The sequence below is a fragment of the Tenacibaculum sp. genome (assembly GCF_048269885.1).
Lineage (GTDB): Bacteria > Bacteroidota > Bacteroidia > Flavobacteriales > Flavobacteriaceae > Polaribacter.
Genome location: NZ_JBLWTZ010000010.1, coordinates 35,958 through 54,540 on the forward strand (window position 1 = coordinate 35,958; position 18,583 = coordinate 54,540).

The window sequence follows — 18,583 nt, forward strand, 5'->3', positions numbered from 1 at the left end:
AAAAGTGTTTAGTTTTTGTCAACCACATCACCTGAACCTAGAGAGTTGCTATCTATTTGAGAGGGGTTTCCTTTATAATAAATGCTTCCAGAGCCTACAACAGTAGCTTTAATTTTGTTACTAACAGTAGTCAATATATCACCAGAGCCAGCAATACTAGCTTTTAAAGAACTTGTTTTTAAATCGTAACCTTTTATATTACCAGAACCTCCAATAGCACATTTTAAATAGTCAGTTTTTCCTTTTAATTTAATATTCCCCGATCCTCCTATAGATGCTTTAATAGTATTAGCTTCAACACTAGCAACAATATTTCCTGATCCTCCTAAAGCAAAAGAAACTTCGTCAGCTTTGATACGTTTTTTTGCAATTACATTTCCTGATCCCCCTAAAGCAACCGATTCAATATCTTCAAAAGGAACGGTAACGGTTAATTTTTTGGTGGTATGAATGTTGGTGTTTTCTTTAAAATTAATATTCAACTTTCCATTTTTCACTTCTGTTTCAATATATTTTAAAATATTCTCTTCACCTTCTATGCTAAGTTTACCTACTGTCCCCTCAGTTAAATAAACATCAAAGGAACCTCCAACGTTCACTTTATCAAAAGAATTAATTTTTCTAGTTTCTGTGATAACATTTCCGTTACCTTTAATTTTTTTAGCGCCCCACCAACTTTGAGAATTAACAGTAATTGATAAGAGAATTAAAACGATGGTAGTAAATTGTTTTTTCATTTTTAGTTATATTTAGCGTTAATATGATGTCGTTTAGTTTTAAAACTTTTAGTATAGCCTATATAGTAGCAAGTATTTTATCATTGTTTTTTATTGATGTTGATAAACCTATTACAGAGCTAATTTTTAAAATTTTTTCACTACAGTTTTTGTCTTTTTTATACTTGAGTTCTTCTCAAAAAATAAATTATTGGTATTTACTAATACTAATGAGCTCTGTTGTATCGGATGCTCTTTTGATTTTTGAGGATGACTTTATAAAAGGAGGTGTCTTTTTTTTGTTGTTAAATAGAGTTTTATATTTAATCATAGCTAGAAAAGCGATGCATAAAACAAAACTCAAAACGTTGCTAGCCTACCTTATACCAGGCTTAATACTTTTTTTAATCATTTCGTATTTGTTAAGACCTTATTTAAAAGAACTTTCGTATTCAATTTTTATAATATGTTTTTTAAATGCCACTATAGTTGGAATAACTTTTTTTAATTTTTTAAATAAAATGAGTAAAGAGAATTTGTTTTTCTTCTTAGGGATCTTTCTCATTATTACAGCCGATTTTTTAATAGTGTATAATAAATATGTTGATTACAAACTTTACTATGTTATTGCCTATACGATAGTGTACTACATTGCTCGTTATTTAATTTGTGTTTCAATGATTAAGAAAAAAAGCGGTTTTAATCATTTAATTTTAAAGAAACGCCTCCGTATCTAGATTTGATACTGATACTAGAATTAGAATTGTTAGTTCCAAAAGTTCCTTCGTAATACTTTTTAGATGACTTATTACTGCTTTTAAATATTGTTACATGGTTATCAGGATAGTCAAACCCAGCATAGCCTAAATCAACAGTAAAACTAAAGTTGTTATCACTACTAGTACCAAGCTTAATTCCAGCATAACTTCCATCGATAACAATACTTTCAAAACCTTTTTCAATATTTCTAACTCTTACCCCGCCATAATCGGTATCGATTTTTAAATTTTTTCTAAGAGTTCCTATTTTTATACTAGCGTAATCAGAGTTACCATTAATGTTTGAGGCATCATTTATAGAAATACTTCCGTAATCACTATTAAAATCAACATTGGTTGCAGTCCCAATTTTCATGGTAGAATAATCGGCATTTACTTTTAAGCTCTCTGATTTTACAACGGTTAACTTAGAGTAGTCAACACTTAAGTTTCCCGATTTCATAAAGTTAATTTCAGAAACACCACAATAATCTAAATTAATGTTATTAGTTTCATTTAAGAGTTGATCTATTTGTAGTTTACCATAATCACAATTAATGTTAGATTTCCCTTCTAGTTTATCTAGTTCAATATTCCCGTACTTATTATTTAAATCAGCATTATTGGTAATGGGCATCTTTACAAAATAATTAATCTTATAGTTTGTGTTATTGTTGCCCCACCAAGACCAACTAGATTTTGTTTTCTCAATAATGGTTCTGGCTTCTACCAAACTAGGAGTCGCTTCAAATTGAACATCTATAGCTTTTAATTTACGTTCAACATTAGATAAGTCACTGCCTTTAACAGTTATTTTGACGTCAATTTCTATGGTGTTTTTGTCCCAAGTCACAACATTTACATTGCCGTATTTATTACTAATGTATAGGGTTGCATTTTTATGAACAGAAAAAGTTTTACGAATGTTCTTACTTTTTTCGTGTTTTTTATCATTAGCTACTAAAAGTGTAGGAATGAAAAGGAATAGGAAAAGTAGTTTATATAATTTCATCTTCTAATATTTCTAATTTTGCGGGGTTTTGTTGTAATTCTAATCGTAAAAGAAGTTTTTCTAATACATCTAATCGTTGTTGATAATTTTGTATCATTTCTCTGATAATTTGATGTTTATTTTCTCTTTTAGATAGTTCTTTTTCGAGCGTTTGGTACTGATCTTCCAATTCTTCAATTTGATTTAAAGAATCTTCTATAAGTATTTCAGTTTCTAAACTTCTATATTGTTCAACTTCTTTTAACTCTTGATTTATGGTTGTAACAAAAAAGTTTTGAGCTTCTGCCATCTTGGGCGAAATATCGGCTAAGTCGTAGGTGTTTTTTTGTTGGTAACTACCAAGATAAAACCCTATAACTAGTACTACTGACGCTGCTATACTCATCCAAAAATAAGATGGTTTTTTAGCTCGTTTTGACGATTCTAGTTTTCGTTGAAAGCGATTTAAATGCCCTTGATGAGGTTCAAAAACATCAAAATCATTTTCCTGAAAAAACAGATGTAGTTTATCCTCCATATACTTGTGTTTTATGTGTATTACTTACGAATACTTGTTTTAACTTCTTTTTTGCTCTAGATATTGTTGTTCGTACATTTTCATTAGTGTAATTTAAGATTTGAGCGATTTCTTCATAATCATAACCTTCAATTAGATGTAAGGTCAATACAATTCTGTAATTGTCCTTTAATTGTTGTAAACAGTTTATAACTCTTTTAACTTCCAAAGAACTATAATCTATTTCAATATCTTCAATTTCATAATCAGGTACCAAATCCATTCGTACTTCATCATATCGAGTATTTTTTTTTAACTGGGTTAAACTTTTATTAATAACTATTCTTTTTAACCAAGCACCAAAAGTAACTTCACCTTTAAAAGTATCTAATTTTGTAAAAGCAGTTAAAAATGCTTCTTGAATTAAATCTTCTGCCTCGAACGCATCTTTTAAAATACGATACGATGTATTGTACATAGCTTTGTAATAGCTTTGATACACCTGCATTTGTGCAGTATTATCGCTCTTTTTACAGCGTTCGATTAGTTGGTTGATATGTGTTTGTTGCGACTCCAATGAAATCATTCTATACTAGAGACAATTTAACTTTTAAATTGTGACAGTTGGCAAGCATAAAAATAAAAAAATAAAAAATGTTTTTTAAAATTTAATACTTAGTTTTAGGTATTTTACTGATAATTAATTGATTGCGATTCTTGTTTTTTGCAGAAATAGAGCAGGCCGTGATGGGTAAAAAAAATGAATCAAAATATGTATATTTGACACAATGGTTAACAGTGTTAAAATTATTGAGTGTCCAAGGGATGCAATGCAAGGAATTAAAAGCCATTTTATTGCCACGGAGGCAAAGGCTAAATACATCAATTCGCTGTTAAAAGTAGGATTTGATACGATTGATTTTGGAAGCTTTGTGTCGCCAAAGGCCATTCCACAGATGAGAGATACAGCTGAAGTTTTATCGAAGTTGGATTTATCTACCACTAAAAGTAAACTTTTAGCAATTGTAGCAAATGTACGAGGAGCAAATGATGCGTCTCAGTTTGAAGAGATAGATTATTTAGGCTATCCTTTTTCGATATCCGAAAATTTTCAAATGCGTAATACGCACAAAACGATAGATCAGTCTATAGATACTTTAAAAGAAGTATTAGCCATTGCAAATAGAACGAATAAAGAAGTCGTAGCTTATTTATCAATGGGGTTTGGAAATCCGTATGGAGACCCTTGGAATGTTGAAATAGTAGGAGAATGGACGGAGAAACTTTCGTCGTTTGGGGTTAAAATCTTATCTTTGTCAGACACAATTGGGAGCTCAACACCTGAAGATATAGACTACCTATTTTCAAACTTAATACCTAGTTATCCCCAAATTGAATTCGGAGCTCATTTACATACAACACCCGCCAAGTGGCATGAAAAAGTAGATAGTGCTTTTAAAGCAGGTTGTCGACGTTTTGATGGAGCAATAAAAGGGTATGGAGGGTGTCCGATGGCAAAAGATGAGTTAACAGGTAATATGCCAACTGAAAAGTTACTGTCTTATTTTACAGCAAACAAAGTAGCAACCAATATTAAACCGATGAGTTTTGAAAGTGCTTATAATAAGGCACTAGAAGTTTTTTAAAGTAATGAAATTAACTATTGTTTTTCTTTTTATCTTTTTTTCTGCCTTTTCTCAATCTGTAGATAGTGAAAGAATAGGAGTGTGGGATGTGAGTGGAAGTAAAATAATTAAAAATCAGTCTGTAAGTGATGATTTGGCAGCTTATTATTGGAGTGAGTTCAATAGAATCTTTCCAAAAGAACTGACTCAGCAATATATAAAACGTATTGTTTTGATGACGGATGGCGTAGATGAAAAAACAGGAGCCTTAGTTGCACTGAGTTCAAAAAACGACAAATGGCAATTAGAAATAGACATAAGAGATGTTAATTTTGAAACGAAAGATAAAAGAAGGTTGCATGAATCTGTATATACTTTAGTACATGAGTTTGGACATTTACTAACATTAAACAGAACCCAAATAAGACCCACCAATAAAAGGCAACAAGAAGAAGGAGAATTATATTTAACCCTCGAAGGAGAAGCCTATAAAAATAGCTATATCAATAGATTTGTTAATATATTTTGGAAAGGAGCATTGTTAAACAGATGGGATGTTATCCAACGAAAATATTGCTATACTGAAGCAAATTATTATACAGAAGCAAACTGTGTAGAAAAGCTATATGACCTCTATTTAAATAATCGAACAGAATTTCTTACAGATTATGCTGCCGAAAGTCCTGAAGAAGATATTGTAGAAAGTTGGACTGCTTTTGTATTAAGACCTAAAATTAAGAAGCCTAGAACCATAGCACATAAAAAAATAAACTTTTTTTATCAGTTTCCTGAACTGGTAGCCTACAGAAAAATGATAAGACAGAACACGCGTCAATATCTTCATTAGAATTTGTAAATTTGGTTTTCTTATTAAAAAAAGCCAAATGAAACAATTTAAAACCCTATTACTACTTTTAATAACTTGTATTGTCGTTAGTTGTGGTTCTCCTCGAAAGAAAAACAATTCAACAACTCCAGAAACAAGACATCAGTTTAAAAAGGATGCAGATAAAACTTATTTCACCATCTTACAGTTAAATGATGTATATGAAATAGCTCCAATTCAAGGAGGAATGTATGGAGGAATGGCAAGAGTTGAAACGGTGCATAAACAGCTCTTAGAAGAAGATAAGAATACTATGTTGGTATTGGCGGGAGACTTTTTATCTCCTTCTTTACTAGGTACGATGAAATATAATGGTGAACGAGTAAGAGGAAAACAAATGGTAGAGGTGATGAATGCTATGAATTTTGATCTTGTAGCATTTGGAAACCACGAATTTGACCTAAGTTATTCACACCTACAAGATCGTTTGAACGAGAGTAAGTTTGATTGGATTTCTGCCAATGTATTGCACAATGTCGACGGTAAACATTCTTATTTTTACAAAGTTGTTGACGGTAAAAAACACCCCTTAAAAGATGCTTTTATAAAAGAGTTTAAAAACCCTGATGGAACTCTTTTAAAAGTAGGGTTTATAAGCGTTTGTATTCCATCCAATCCCAAAAGTTATGTGTATTATGGTGATATGTATAAAGAAATACAACGTTCTTATAACGAAATAAAAAAACAAGTTGATATTGTACTAGGATTAACTCATGCAGCACTTACACAGGATAAAGAAATAGCAAAGCTATTACCAAATGTACCCTTAATAATGGGGGGACACGAGCATACCAATAGCTATACAAAGGTAGGAGAAGTAACAATAACAAAGGCAGATGCTAATGCTAAAACAGCTTATATTCACAGGTTTGAATACGATTCAAAAACGAAAGTAGTTAACTTTAAATCTGAGTTAAAAGAAATTACTAAATCAATCCCTTTTGATGGGAATGTAAAAGAAGTTGTAGATAAGTGGCAAGTAATTTTAGAAGATAAAATTCAAGAAGTAGTTTCTAATCCTTATGAAGTAATATACAAAGCAATCGAACCTTTAGACGCTAGAGAAAGTACTATTAGAACCGTACAAACTAATATGGGCAAACTCATTGCAGAAGCTATGAGTTTAGCGTATAATAATGAAGTAGACTGTGCTTTAGTAAATGGTGGGTCTGTACGAATAGACGATGTTTTATCTGGAGATGTTAATGCGGTAGATATTTTTAGAGTATTGCCTTATGGAGGCGAGATTTTAAAAGTTAAGATAAAGGGAGGTTTATTAAAGGAAGTATTAGATTTTGGCGTTAAATCTTCAGGAACAGGTGCTTATTTACAACGATTTAATGCTAACAAAGTTAATGGAGAATGGATGCTTAAAAATGGAAAACTACAAGAAAACCAAACTTACACAGTTGCTTTCTCAAATTACTTATTAAGAGGGTTGGATATTCCCATGCTTTCGAACAAAAGTGAAGGAGTTTTAAGTGTTTATACACCCAAAAAAGAAGAGATAGCATACGATATACGCAAGGCTGTAGTTACCCTTTTTAGAAAAACAAGTAGATAAAAAGAGTAAGAAAGTAAAAAATTATTTAAAATAAGTCTTAATAAGATTTGCAAGGTTGAATTTCTTCTATAAATTTGCCAAATAAAATTAATTAAAACTTAATCTAAATAAAATGAAAAGAGGAATCCTTTCTATGATAGCTGTTTCAGCTTTGGTGTTTACTTCATGTTCAAGTGATGATGAACCAGTAAATTCAGTAAAAGCACCAGCTACTTATAAATTTGAAAGAAATAATGAGTCTACAGTAAGTTTTTCTGGGCAAACAACCCGAATTAAAATGGCTACTGAGTTAATTACTGAACTTAAAAACCCGGTAAAAACAGAAGCAGATTTGGATAACATGTTTGCACATGCTGAAGGGGCGGCTGATTTTGCCGATGCAACATTAAACGCATCTAATAAAAATGTACGTAGTAAAACAGCAGCATCTACCGATTTCTTTTCTGCAAACACAACAGAAGCGAATGCAATAAAAGCACAATTTGATACTTGGATAAAAGAGCAAGTAGATGGTGTATTTCCAAACTGGGATGTTGATGCAGTTGCAGGAACAGCAGGTAAACTTCAACAAAATGGAGGAGGATCTACTAGATACATTAATGGAAAAGGAGTTGAGCTGAATCAAATTTTTGCAAAATCATTAATCGGAGGTTTAATGGTTGATCAAATGTTAAATAACTACTTAGGTACAGCTGTATTAGATGCAGGAAGTAATGTTACTAACAACGATAATGATGTTGTTGAGGAAGGAAAAAGTTATACAACAATGGAGCATAAGTGGGATGAGGCTTACGGCTACTTATATGGTAACGAAGCTAACCCAGCTGAACCAGTATTAGAAGCTGATAAGTTTTTAAACGAATATTTAGCAAAAGTAAATGGAGATGCTGATTTTGCTGGTATAGCAGATGATATTTACAATGCATTCAAGTTAGGAAGAGCTGCTATTGTTGCCAAAAATTATGAGGTTCGTAATGAGCAAGCAGCAATCATTCGTGAAAAAATTTCAAACGTAATTGCAATTAGAGGAGTATATTACTTACAACAAGGTAAAAATTTATGGGCGACTGATAAAGCTGCAGCATTCCATGCTATTTCAGAAGGTTTAGGATTTATCTACAGTTTACAGTTTACTCGTAAAAACAATGCTAAAGAAGCATATTTTACCAAAGCAGAAGTAGAAGGATTATTAGAAGACTTATTAGGAACTGGAAATGGTTTATGGGAAGATACTACACCAGCAACATTAGATACTGTTTCTGAAACAATCGCTGCTAAATTTAGCTTCACTGTAACAGAAGCAGGGAGCTAACAAGCAAATAATTTAAGAATTCTTATAAAAAGTAGTTATGATTTCATAGCTACTTTTTATATTTGCAAAAGTTTTATTTAGAATAAATAGAAATAAAAATGATTAAAAAGTTTTTACCTTTCCTATTACTTGCAGTTGTAGTTTATGCTTGTAGTTCAGATAGTTCAGATAACCCAACACCCTCAGATGGCTTTGATAGAGGAGCAATGCTAACACATTTAGCAGATAATATAATCACACCTTCTTTTGAAGGGTTTGATAGTCAGTTAACTACGTTAAAAGCTAAAGTTACAGATTTTACCGATACTCCAAATGCAACAACTTTAGCGGAAGTACGTACTGCTTGGTTAAATGCTTACAAAGCATGGCAACATGTAGAAATGTTTAACATAGGTAAAGCTGAGGAATTAGGTTTTGTAAACTTTTTTAATATTTACCCACTTACAGTTGCAGACGTTGAAAGTAATATCAGTAACGGAACCTACGATTTAAACAGTTCTAATAATCACGATGCGCAAGGGTTTCCTGCGTTAGATTATTTGTTGTACGGTGTAGCAGCAAACGATACTGCTATTTTAGAAAAATACACAACAGATGCAAATGCAGCGAACTATAAAAAATATATAACAGATGTGATTGCTCAAATGAGCGGATTAACAACGACAATTCTTAACGATTGGAAAGGAAGTTATAGAGATGAGTTTGTCGCTTCTACAGATAATACAGCTAGCTCATCATTAAATAAATTGGTAAACGATTTTATTTTTTATTATGAAAAAGGATTAAGAGCTAATAAATTCGGGATACCAGCAGGAAACTTTTCATCAACACCATTACCTGAAAAAGTTGAAGCATATTACAATCGAGTAGCATCAAAAGCATTAGCATTAGAAGCATTAAATGCTGTGCAAGACTTTTTTAACGGAAATAACTTTAATGGAGCAGGTTCTGGAATTAGTTTTAAAAGTTATTTAGAGTATTTAAAAAGAGGAGATTTAGTAAACTTAATAAATACACAGTTTACTACAGCTGAAACACAAATAGGTACATTAAACGATGATTTCTACCAACAAATAACTACAGATAATACTCAAATGACAAAAGCATTTGATGAGCTACAAAAAGTAGTAGTGTATTTAAAAGTAGATATGCTACAGGCTTTTAATGTTAGCGTAGATTATGTTGATGCCGACGGAGATTAATCACTGAAAACAAAATAACAAAGCTGTCTATGTACATAGGCAGCTTTTATTAAAATAACTATTTAGTCATACTTTTTGTAGGTGAAGCATATCATAAAAATGATTTCTAAAAATTACCTTTCAAAGCAAACAAATTCAGCCCCTTTGGCTGTTTTTCGTGCTTTTTTTGGGGTTATGATGCTTTTTGGTATCCTACGATTTTGGTATCATGGCTGGATAGAAAAACTATATGTACAACCTACATTTCACTTCTCATATTACGGTTTTGAATGGGTGAAACCTATTGGGAATTATACATATTTACTATTTATAATTAGTGGTGTATCAGCAGCATTGGTGGCTTTAGGGTTTAAATATAGATTCGCCATTATAACATTCTTTCTAAGCTTTACCTATATAGAGTTAATGGATAAAACAACCTATTTAAACCATTACTACTTTATAAGCATCTTAAGTTTTGTACTAATCTTTTTACCAGCAAACGCTCGTTTTTCTTTAGATGCTTACCTAAGAAAAAGAGAATATACAAATGTGCCAAAATGGACAATAGATAGTGTAAAATTGCTATTAGGAATTGTATACTTTTATGCAGGTTTAGCAAAGTTAAATTCCGATTGGTTATTTAGAGCACAACCTTTAAAAATATGGTTGCCGTCAAAATACGATTTACCATTTATAGGAAATAATTTAATGCAACAAGAATGGTTTCACTACGCGATGAGTTGGTGTGGAGCTTTATATGATTTATCAATTCCCTTTTTATTATTGTATAAAAGAACACGTTTGTTAGCTTTCAGTTTGGTTGTGTTTTTTCATGTATTTACTAGGGTTTTATTTCCTATAGGCATGTTTCCTTTTATAATGATTGTTGCGACACTCATTTTTTTCGATGCCTCTTTGCACGAGAAAATGATTCAATATATAAAACGAGTGTTCTCAATTTCATCAAAAACAGTTGAACAAGTTAAAGAATATACCTATCCAAAACTTCAAAAGAAAGTCATCTTATCAATCTTAGGAACTCTTTTTATACTTCAAATTCTATTACCATGGCGTTACTTACTGTATCCAGGAGAATTATTCTGGACAGAAGAAGGTTTTCGTTTTTCGTGGCGAGTTATGCTAATGGAAAAAGCAGGCTATGCAAACTTTAAAATTGTAGATGGAGAAACAGGGAAGTTTTTTTATGTAAACAATGCTGATTTTTTAACCTCTTTTCAAGAAAAACAAATGAGTTTTCAGCCCGATTTTATTTTGGAATATGCTCATTATTTAGGAGACCATTTTAAAAAAGACGGTCATAAAAATATAGAAGTCTACGTGGAGAGTTTTGTGGCATTAAACGGACGATTAAGTCAACCATATATAAATCCTAAGATAAATTTATATAAACAAAAAGAAAGCTTTAAACATAAAGATTGGATATTACCTTTTACTGATAAAATTAAAATTTATGGACTATAAATACATGTTCAAACACACACAATTAGCTCAAAATATAGTAAAGTTAGTATGTGTATTATTATTTTTTACAGCTTCAACTTTTGCTCAAAACAAAGTTTCAGGAGTGGTAACCTCTGAAATAAATACGAAGTTGCAAAATGTAAAAGTATATAATAAAACGGGTAGATTGTTAGCGGAAACAAACAGTAAAGGCTTTTATCAATTTTCAACTGAAAAAGAACAATTAGAATTGTTGTTTTATGTAGAAGAGTACCAATTAAAAGAAGTTAAAGTAACTGTTGTAAAAGACGTTGTATTAAATGTTCAATTAAACTCTTTTTCTGAAGAATTATCAGAAATACAAATCAAAGCACAACGAAGAAAGGTGTTTGAGTTAAAACGCTTAAAAGATGTGGAGGGAACAGCCATTTTTGCAGGAAAAAAGACCGAAGTTGTTTTAGTAAATCAATCTACAGCAGCGTTAGCTTCTAATAATGCACGTCAGCTATACAGTCAAGTAGCAGGATTAAACATTTTTCAAAATGACGATGCAGGTTTACAATTAAATATTGGAGGTAGAGGGTTAGATCCTAACAGAACCTCTAATTTTAATACACGTCAAAACGGATACGATATTAGTGCAGATGTATTAGGATACCCAGAAAGTTATTATACACCACCGGCAGAAGCATTGGATGAAATTCAAATTGTAAGAGGAGCAGCTTCGTTACAATATGGAACGCAGTTTGGAGGATTAGTTAACTTTATAATGAAGAAACCAAATCCTAACAAACCATTAGAAATCATTACTAGAAATACCTTAGGAAGCAATAACTTATTTACCAACTTTACCAGTGTTGGAGGAACCAAAGGTAAAGTTAGCTACTACGGATATTACAATTATAAGCAAGGAGATGGTTTCCGTCCAAATTCTGAATTCGATTCAAAAAATGCCTTTGCACATTTCGGATATGAGATTTCAGACAGAACAAAACTAGAAGCAGAAATAACATATTTGAAATATGTAGCTCAACAAGCAGGTGGATTAACTGATGCAATGTTTGCAGAAAATCCTTTTCAAAGCAATCGTGAACGTAACTGGTTTCAAGTAGATTGGTTTTTGTACAACCTTAAGTTAGCTCATCGTTTTTCAGATAAAACAAATTTCACGTTTAATTTCTTTGGTTTAAATGCTTCGAGAGACGCGGTCGGATATAGAACCAATAGAGTTAGTGACGAAGACCCAGGAAGAGAAAGACAAGTTATAAAAGGAGATTTTAATAACTTCGGATTTGAAGCTAGGTTATTATCAGAATATGAGTTATTCAATAAAAAAGCTACTTTTTTAATAGGAAGTAAGTTTTATAAAGCAAACAACACATCAGCGCAAGGCCCGGGATCTGAATTGTCAGATGCTGACTTTAAAATTTACTCAGAAGAGTTTCCAAATTACCCAAGACAATCAAACAGTACATTTCCTAACTTAAATATCGCATTGTTTGGAGAAAATATTTTCTATTTAAATGAGCAATGGTCGCTAACTCCAGGTTTTCGTTTAGAACATATAAAAACCGAAAGAGAAGAATTCATAACAGATATTACTACTGATGCAGCAGGAAATGTGATAAATAGAAATGAAAGAGACGAGGAAGAAACAAAAGAACGTACATTTTTATTATTAGGAGTAGGAACTAGCTACAAACCTAATAGTTCAATAGAATTTTACGGGAATGTTTCACAAAACTATCGTTCAGTAACCTTTGCAGATATCAGTACTGCAAATCCTGCTTTTGTAATAGCAGAAGATATTACAGACGAAAAAGGATTTACAGCCGATATAGGAGTAAGGGGAGATTTTAATAAAGTAGTATCATATGATGTAAGTGTTTTTGGACTTTTTTATAATGATAGAATAGGTATTTATACAAGACCAGATGGTAAACCAGAAAGAGATAATATTGGAGATGCAAGGATTCTTGGTGTAGAGAGTCTTTTTGATTTGAATCTAAAAAAGATGTTTGATATCAATAGTGATTATAACTTTAATTACTTTGTAAATACTTCCTATACAAACTCAGAGTATACCTCTTCAATAGCAAATGGAATCGTAGGCAATAAAGTAGAATTTGTGCCAGAGTTTAACTTTAAAACAGGTGTTAAGTTTGGATATAAAAACGTATTATCAAGCTTACAATATACTTACCTAACACAACAATTTTCTGATGCATCGAATGCTGTTATAGCAGATTCAAATTCAAGTATCGCTAAAATAAGTGGAGTAGTAGGTGAAATTCCTGCTTATGGAGTATTAGACTTCTCAGCTTCTTACAAATACAAAATTTTCAAGTTAGAAGCAGGAGTAAATAATCTGTTAGACGAAAAATACTTTACCCGTAGGGCAACAGGATATCCAGGGCCAGGTATTATACCATCCGCTCCGAGAAACTGGTATATAACATTACAGTTTAAAATTTAAAATAAAGGGAGAAGCTTCGGTTTCTCCCTTTTTTAATCGGTAGAAATAAGAGAAGTTTTGCTAAAGATAATTTTCTCTATAACTGCTATAAATTATTAACAAACTATTTTTTCTTTTCTTTTTATAATTGTAATTTTAGCCAAATAACCAAATTAAAAAATTATAGAAGATGGGAAACCCAGTAAACGTTAATGGAGTTACATTAGAGTTAAAGTACTTTAGAAAATTTGACACCAATATTAATGTAGAAAATGTACCTACAGGTCCTTTAGTAAACATGTCTAGAGATGAATCTGGAAATAGTGCAACGCCTAATATCGTAACAGTTTTAGCATATTTACCAGACAATACATTAAATCCAGTAGAAAATACCAATGGATTGCAATTACAAGGAAACGAAGTTTATTTAAACTACTATGGAGTTACATCTACACAAATTGTAAATAAAGATGGAGGATACGATACCGTAAGTTGCAGAGATTTTAGAGTAGAATTTAATTGTGATGAAGTAGCAAGTTTATACGATCTGTATTATGTGCAGTTCGCCTATCAATTAGATGCAGGAACTCCTTCTGTAGATATGATTTTAGTACGTAGTGAAAATGATGATCCTGAAACGGATAGAGGTACTGTAACTACGCCAACAAAACCACCACAATAGATGAATAAGAAAATCATTTTAATTATTTTTCTTTTAACTTCAGTAAATTATGCTCAAGAGAAAGATAACCTTACTGATTTAAATATGTTATATGATATTTCTGAAAAAAAATGTAAGCTTCCTAATAGGGAGCTTTTTTGTAAAGCATATACGTTTTTTAAAGATAGAGATTATGATTCTTGTTATGTTTATAGTGGAAAAGCTTTGTTAAGTGATTTACCTATTCAAGAAAAGAATATTTTAAATTATTTTCAAGGAGTTTCTTCACTTCATAAAGGATTGTTATTGAAATCATTAATTAATTTTGAGTCGATAGATAATAATTCTCAACTTAAAAACCTAAAAAAAATGAAGTTAGGTTGGGTTTACTTGAATCAAAAGAATTATGATAAAGCACTGTCTAATTACTTAGAATGGGAGAAAAATAACTCAACAACGGATACGATTTTACTTAAAGGTGCATTTCATGATATAGGATTGTGTTATATACATAAAAAGGATTATAATAAAGCGAAAGAATATTTTAATAAACAACTATCTATAATTAAATATAATGATAGTTCGTCAATAATTAGAACCAAGATGGAACTAGCTAATGTCTACTATAATCAATATTTAGATGATGAAGCCATTCCGTTGTTTAAAGAGGCGTATGATTTAGCAAAGGTTTTTTCTGATTTAGAATTAAAACAGAATTCAGCTAAAAACATGGCAGTTGTAGAGAAGAATAGAAAAAACTATCAAAAAAGTGTAGATTACTACATAGAGTATGGTCGTTGGAAAGACTCTATTTGGAACCGCGATAAAATTTGGGAGCTTACAGAAAAAGACAAACAATTAGCCGTAGCTCAAAAGCAACAAGAAATTGTTTTACAAGAAGAACAGCTAAAGCGTCAAGCAGTAGTGCAAAAGAGTTTGGTAATAGGAGCTTCCGGTTTATTAGTTTTTCTCGGGTTTTTAGGTTATTTTTATAGAGAGTTAAGAAGTAAAAATAGGTTTATAACTCAGCAAAAAGAGGCGTTAAATGTAGCCAACAAAACGAAAGACTATTTATTTTCTGTAGTGTCTCATGATTTACGTTCGCCAATTAATACAATTAAGCGACAACACGAAAAGCTAAAACGACAGTTAAAAAATAAAGAATACGAAGCGGTAAGTGAAACTACTAACAATGCTATTGCATTAACAGAAAGTACGAGTCACTTATTAAACAATGTGTTGCATTGGTCGTTAGAGCAAAACAATCAGTTATCCTTTAAAGCAGAAGAATATCCTTTAAAACCATTGGTAGAACAGGCAGTTTATAACTTTGAAGAAATTGCAGAAGCTAAAAACATTGCACTAACAACCACGTTAGAAGCTAGTATTTTAGTAAAAGCAGATAAGGAATCCTTAAAAATAGTATTGAGAAATTTGTTAGATAATGCACTAAAATACACAGGAGAAAACGGTAAAATTGAAGTGAGAACTTATAATGACTCTGAAGAATTTAGTACAATTGAAATTAAAGATACAGGTTTTGGAATTTCAGAAGAAAAACTAGCAAAAATAAAAGGATTAGAAGATTTAAGTATTGACAAAATTAACAGATCTGAGGGCGTAGGGCTAGGTATGTTACTATGTCAAACACTTATTAAAAAGAATAATGGAAAACTACTCATAGATAGTGAGTTGGAAGTGGGGACAACTATACGAATTTTGTTACCCAACGCAAGCGCATAGAATGAAGACAAATTAAAATTAGATTAAACAATAATTATGAAAACGAACAAACAAAAATTAGAGTACAAGAATTTAGAAAAGTTTACTTTAACAAAACAAGAAACATTAAGTTTAGAAGGCGGTCCAGAAACAGATAGAGGTACGGTAACTGTGCCTTCTACACCACCACCGCCAACCGTAAACTAACATTAATTAATACATGATTTATGAGAACAATTAAGCAAAAACAAGAAAACAAGAAAACAAGAGTTTAGAAAAGTTAAGTATCACCAAACAACAGGCGTTGCGTGTAGAAGGTGGTCCAAGGACAGATAGAGGTACGGTAACGGGCCCTCTAGATGATGAAGATTAGTGAAGTTTAATCTGTGAAATATTTACGTATTTAAAAGTAGCTGGTTCTGTACCAAATTATAATAATGTCCTTGTAACAACATAAGGTTTTCATGGTTTCCTCTTTCTATTATCTCACCTTTATCCATAACAATAATTTGGTCCATATTTTTAATGGTGCTTAATCGGTGTGCAATAGCAATAACAGTTTTATTTTTAAAGTAAGCTTCAAGGTTTTTCATAATAGATTTTTCATTAACAGAATCTAAATCAGAAGAAGCTTCATCAAAAAATATAAAATCAGGATCTCTATACAAAGCTCTGGCAATTAAAACACGTTGTTTTTCTCCAGAGCTTAATTGTACACCTAAACGTCCACCCACCACAGTGTTTAAACCTTTAGGTAACTTGTTAATAAAACTATTACAATTAGCAATTTCAGTAACTTTAAGTAGCTTTTCTCGGTCTACAGTTTCATAACCCAGAGCAATATTTTTAGCAATTGTACCATCAAAAATAACACCTTCTTGTAATACAGCACCACATTTGTTACGCCAAGCTTTGGTAGATACATATGATAAATTTTGGTGGTCTAATAAAATCTGACCTTCGTAATCGGTATAATGTTTTAATAAAATTTTAAATAAGGTACTTTTACCACTACCACTTAGCCCAACTATAGCAGTTTGTTTTTGTACAGGAATTTCTAAATTAATATTTTGAAGCGTATTGTCAGGAGAGCTTTTATAACGGAAAGACAGGTCTTTGACGAAAATAGATTTAAAAGGATTGATGTGGATGTTACTATCCTCTTTTTCCTCTTCAGGTAAAACATGCACATCTCTTATGCGTTCAAAACTAATTTTCGCATCTTGTGCTGCATTAATAAAATCAATAAATAATAATAATAAACTACTTAGTTGCCCAATAATGTATTGAATAGTAATAAGCATACCTAAGGTAATACTACCATCTAAGGTAAGCTTAGCAGCATATAACGTTAAAGAAATATCTCTAAAATTACTAATAAACTTAGCACCACCTTCTTGGTAATTTTGTAAGGAAAGGTTTTTAACATCAATTTTAAAAATTTTAGCTTGTAGTTGCTCCCATTCCCATCGCATTAATAATTCGGCATTATTCTGTTTAATTTCTTTCATGCCTAGTATTAATTCAATCTCTTTGGCTTGCTCTTCAGATAATTTAGAAAATTGTTTGTGGTTAAGAATTTTACGTTGTTTTAAAAAGACAAGAATCCAAATAACCGAAACAGCACTCAAACCAAAAAATATAAGAAAAGCCCCAACATCGTAAAGCATTAATATTACACTAAAAATAACAATATTGAAGATTGAAAAGAAAGCGTTAAAAGATGTTTGTGTAAGAAACTTGTTAATAATACCATGATCTTTAATCTTTTCCATGATGTCACCTGTCATACGATTGTCAAAGTATGCCATTGGAAGTTTCATTAACTTTATAAAAAAATCGGTAAGTAACGATATATTTACTCTAGTAGTTAAGTACAGTAAAATCCACCTACGTAAAATTTCTACACTATTTAACCCAATTAAAAAAACAAAATGAGCAAAAAGTATTACATAAATAAAATGTAAATTTTGTTTTTGCACCCCTATATCTATAAAACTTTGAGTGAAAAACGGAATAATAAACTGTAATACAGAAGTGGCTATAAAACCTAAAAGAAGTTGTATAATTAAGCTTTTATATTGTGTGTAAGTCTTAAAAAGAGAAGTTGCTTTTATAACAGGAGCATCTTCATTTTCTAAAGTATCGTTGTCAAAGTTTAGTTGTGGTTGCAAGAGCAAAGCAACACCTGTATTGTCATTAGCAGTTTGCCAACGCTGTATAAACTCTTTTTCAGAATAACTAACCAATCCAAAGGCAGGGTCTGAAATATAATATTTTTTATTTTTTACCTTATATAATACACAGTAGTGTTTTTGATCCCAGTGTAGTATACAAGGAAGTGGCATATCATTTTTTAAGGTAGCTAAATCTATTTTAAGCATCATAGATTTTAACCCTAGTTTTTCAGAAGCTTCAGAAACATAATATAAATTACTACCTCTTCTTGTCGTTTCACATAGCTCTCTAATAATATCTATTGAAACATCTTTCTTATAATATTTTAAAATAATTTTTAAACTACTAGGACCGCAATCTTTTTGATTTAGTTGACGAAAGGTAGGAAACCTCTTTAAGCTATTTTTCATGGCAATTGATATAAAATAGAGAGCAAATATCATAAATAAAATAAAAACCTCTGTTTTTTGCAAAAAATTGTTTAAAAGAAAAATAATAGGTACATTTAAAGAGCGTAAGTACGCTGAATGTTATGAAAAAGTTAAAATAAAGA

16 protein-coding genes are annotated in these 18,583 nt (G+C 31.1%); 11 read left to right on the forward strand and 5 right to left on the reverse strand.

Going from position 1 to position 18,583, the window contains the following annotated elements:
- Positions 1 to 8: 8 nt before the first annotated feature.
- On the reverse strand, positions 9 to 737 hold the full coding sequence (locus ACN0WY_RS09115; protein WP_330489213.1) for a head GIN domain-containing protein: 729 nt from the start codon (positions 735 to 737) through the stop codon (positions 9 to 11).
- 26 nt (positions 738 to 763) lie between these two features.
- On the opposite strand from ACN0WY_RS09115, the gene ACN0WY_RS09120 reads away from it, so the two are divergent.
- A complete protein-coding gene (locus ACN0WY_RS09120) occupies positions 764 to 1,453 on the forward strand; it encodes a lysoplasmalogenase family protein (RefSeq protein WP_417800218.1) in 690 nt (229 codons plus the stop codon).
- Here the strand turns inward: ACN0WY_RS09120 and ACN0WY_RS09125 are convergent.
- From ACN0WY_RS09125 to ACN0WY_RS09135, 3 genes are read right to left on the reverse strand one after another with little or no spacing between them, the layout of a single operon-like run.
- The gene (locus ACN0WY_RS09125; protein WP_417800163.1) at positions 1,416 to 2,486 is read right to left on the reverse strand and encodes a hypothetical protein; all 1,071 of its coding nucleotides are present in this window, start codon (positions 2,484 to 2,486) and stop codon (positions 1,416 to 1,418) included. The genes ACN0WY_RS09120 and ACN0WY_RS09125 overlap by 38 nt on opposite strands.
- A complete protein-coding gene (locus ACN0WY_RS09130) occupies positions 2,473 to 3,003 on the reverse strand; it encodes a hypothetical protein (RefSeq protein ID WP_330489211.1) in 531 nt (176 codons plus the stop codon). Before ACN0WY_RS09130 ends, ACN0WY_RS09125 begins: the two co-directional genes overlap by 14 nt.
- Positions 2,993 to 3,568 (reverse strand): RNA polymerase sigma factor, encoded by a 576-nt coding sequence (locus tag ACN0WY_RS09135; protein ID WP_330489210.1) that lies wholly within the window; start codon positions 3,566 to 3,568, stop codon positions 2,993 to 2,995. The genes ACN0WY_RS09130 and ACN0WY_RS09135 overlap by 11 nt, the downstream gene beginning before the upstream one ends.
- Positions 3,569 to 3,770: 202 nt before the next feature.
- Here ACN0WY_RS09135 and ACN0WY_RS09140 point away from each other — a divergent pair, with 202 nt between their 5' ends.
- The 10 genes from ACN0WY_RS09140 (at position 3,771) to ACN0WY_RS09185 (ending at position 16,059) form a co-directional block, all read left to right on the forward strand.
- A complete protein-coding gene (locus tag ACN0WY_RS09140; protein WP_330489209.1) occupies positions 3,771 to 4,628 on the forward strand; it encodes a hydroxymethylglutaryl-CoA lyase in 858 nt (285 codons plus the stop codon).
- 4 nt (positions 4,629 to 4,632) lie between these two features.
- Complete coding sequence (locus ACN0WY_RS09145; RefSeq protein WP_330489208.1) at positions 4,633 to 5,454, forward strand: hypothetical protein; 822 nt, start codon at positions 4,633 to 4,635, stop codon at positions 5,452 to 5,454.
- 37 nt (positions 5,455 to 5,491) lie between these two features.
- Positions 5,492 to 7,057, forward strand: coding sequence for a bifunctional metallophosphatase/5'-nucleotidase (locus ACN0WY_RS09150; RefSeq protein ID WP_417800164.1), 1,566 nt, complete (start codon positions 5,492 to 5,494; stop codon positions 7,055 to 7,057).
- Positions 7,058 to 7,169: 112 nt separating this feature from the next.
- Positions 7,170 to 8,369, forward strand: coding sequence for a DUF4856 domain-containing protein (locus ACN0WY_RS09155; protein ID WP_417800165.1), 1,200 nt, complete (start codon positions 7,170 to 7,172; stop codon positions 8,367 to 8,369).
- Positions 8,370 to 8,467: 98 nt separating this feature from the next.
- Positions 8,468 to 9,571, forward strand: coding sequence for an imelysin family protein (locus ACN0WY_RS09160; protein ID WP_417800166.1), 1,104 nt, complete (start codon positions 8,468 to 8,470; stop codon positions 9,569 to 9,571).
- A gap of 99 nt (positions 9,572 to 9,670) precedes the next feature.
- Positions 9,671 to 11,035, forward strand: coding sequence for an HTTM domain-containing protein (locus ACN0WY_RS09165; protein ID WP_417800167.1), 1,365 nt, complete (start codon positions 9,671 to 9,673; stop codon positions 11,033 to 11,035).
- Complete coding sequence (locus ACN0WY_RS09170; RefSeq protein ID WP_417800168.1) at positions 11,025 to 13,490, forward strand: TonB-dependent receptor family protein; 2,466 nt, start codon at positions 11,025 to 11,027, stop codon at positions 13,488 to 13,490. The genes ACN0WY_RS09165 and ACN0WY_RS09170 overlap by 11 nt, the downstream gene beginning before the upstream one ends.
- Positions 13,491 to 13,659: 169 nt before the next feature.
- Complete coding sequence (locus ACN0WY_RS09175) at positions 13,660 to 14,151, forward strand: hypothetical protein (RefSeq protein WP_417800169.1); 492 nt, start codon at positions 13,660 to 13,662, stop codon at positions 14,149 to 14,151.
- Positions 14,152 to 15,873: an ATP-binding protein gene (locus ACN0WY_RS09180; RefSeq protein ID WP_417800170.1), complete on the forward strand. Its 1,722-nt coding sequence runs from the start codon at positions 14,152 to 14,154 to the stop codon at positions 15,871 to 15,873.
- Positions 15,874 to 15,909: 36 nt separating this feature from the next.
- Positions 15,910 to 16,059, forward strand: a complete 150-nt coding sequence (locus ACN0WY_RS09185) for a hypothetical protein (RefSeq protein ID WP_417800171.1) — start codon at positions 15,910 to 15,912, stop codon at positions 16,057 to 16,059.
- Between the two features lie 188 nt (positions 16,060 to 16,247).
- Here ACN0WY_RS09185 and ACN0WY_RS09190 read toward each other — a convergent pair whose 3' ends face one another.
- The gene (locus ACN0WY_RS09190) at positions 16,248 to 18,440 is read right to left on the reverse strand and encodes a peptidase domain-containing ABC transporter (protein ID WP_417800172.1); all 2,193 of its coding nucleotides are present in this window, start codon (positions 18,438 to 18,440) and stop codon (positions 16,248 to 16,250) included.
- Positions 18,441 to 18,583 lie beyond the last annotated feature (143 nt).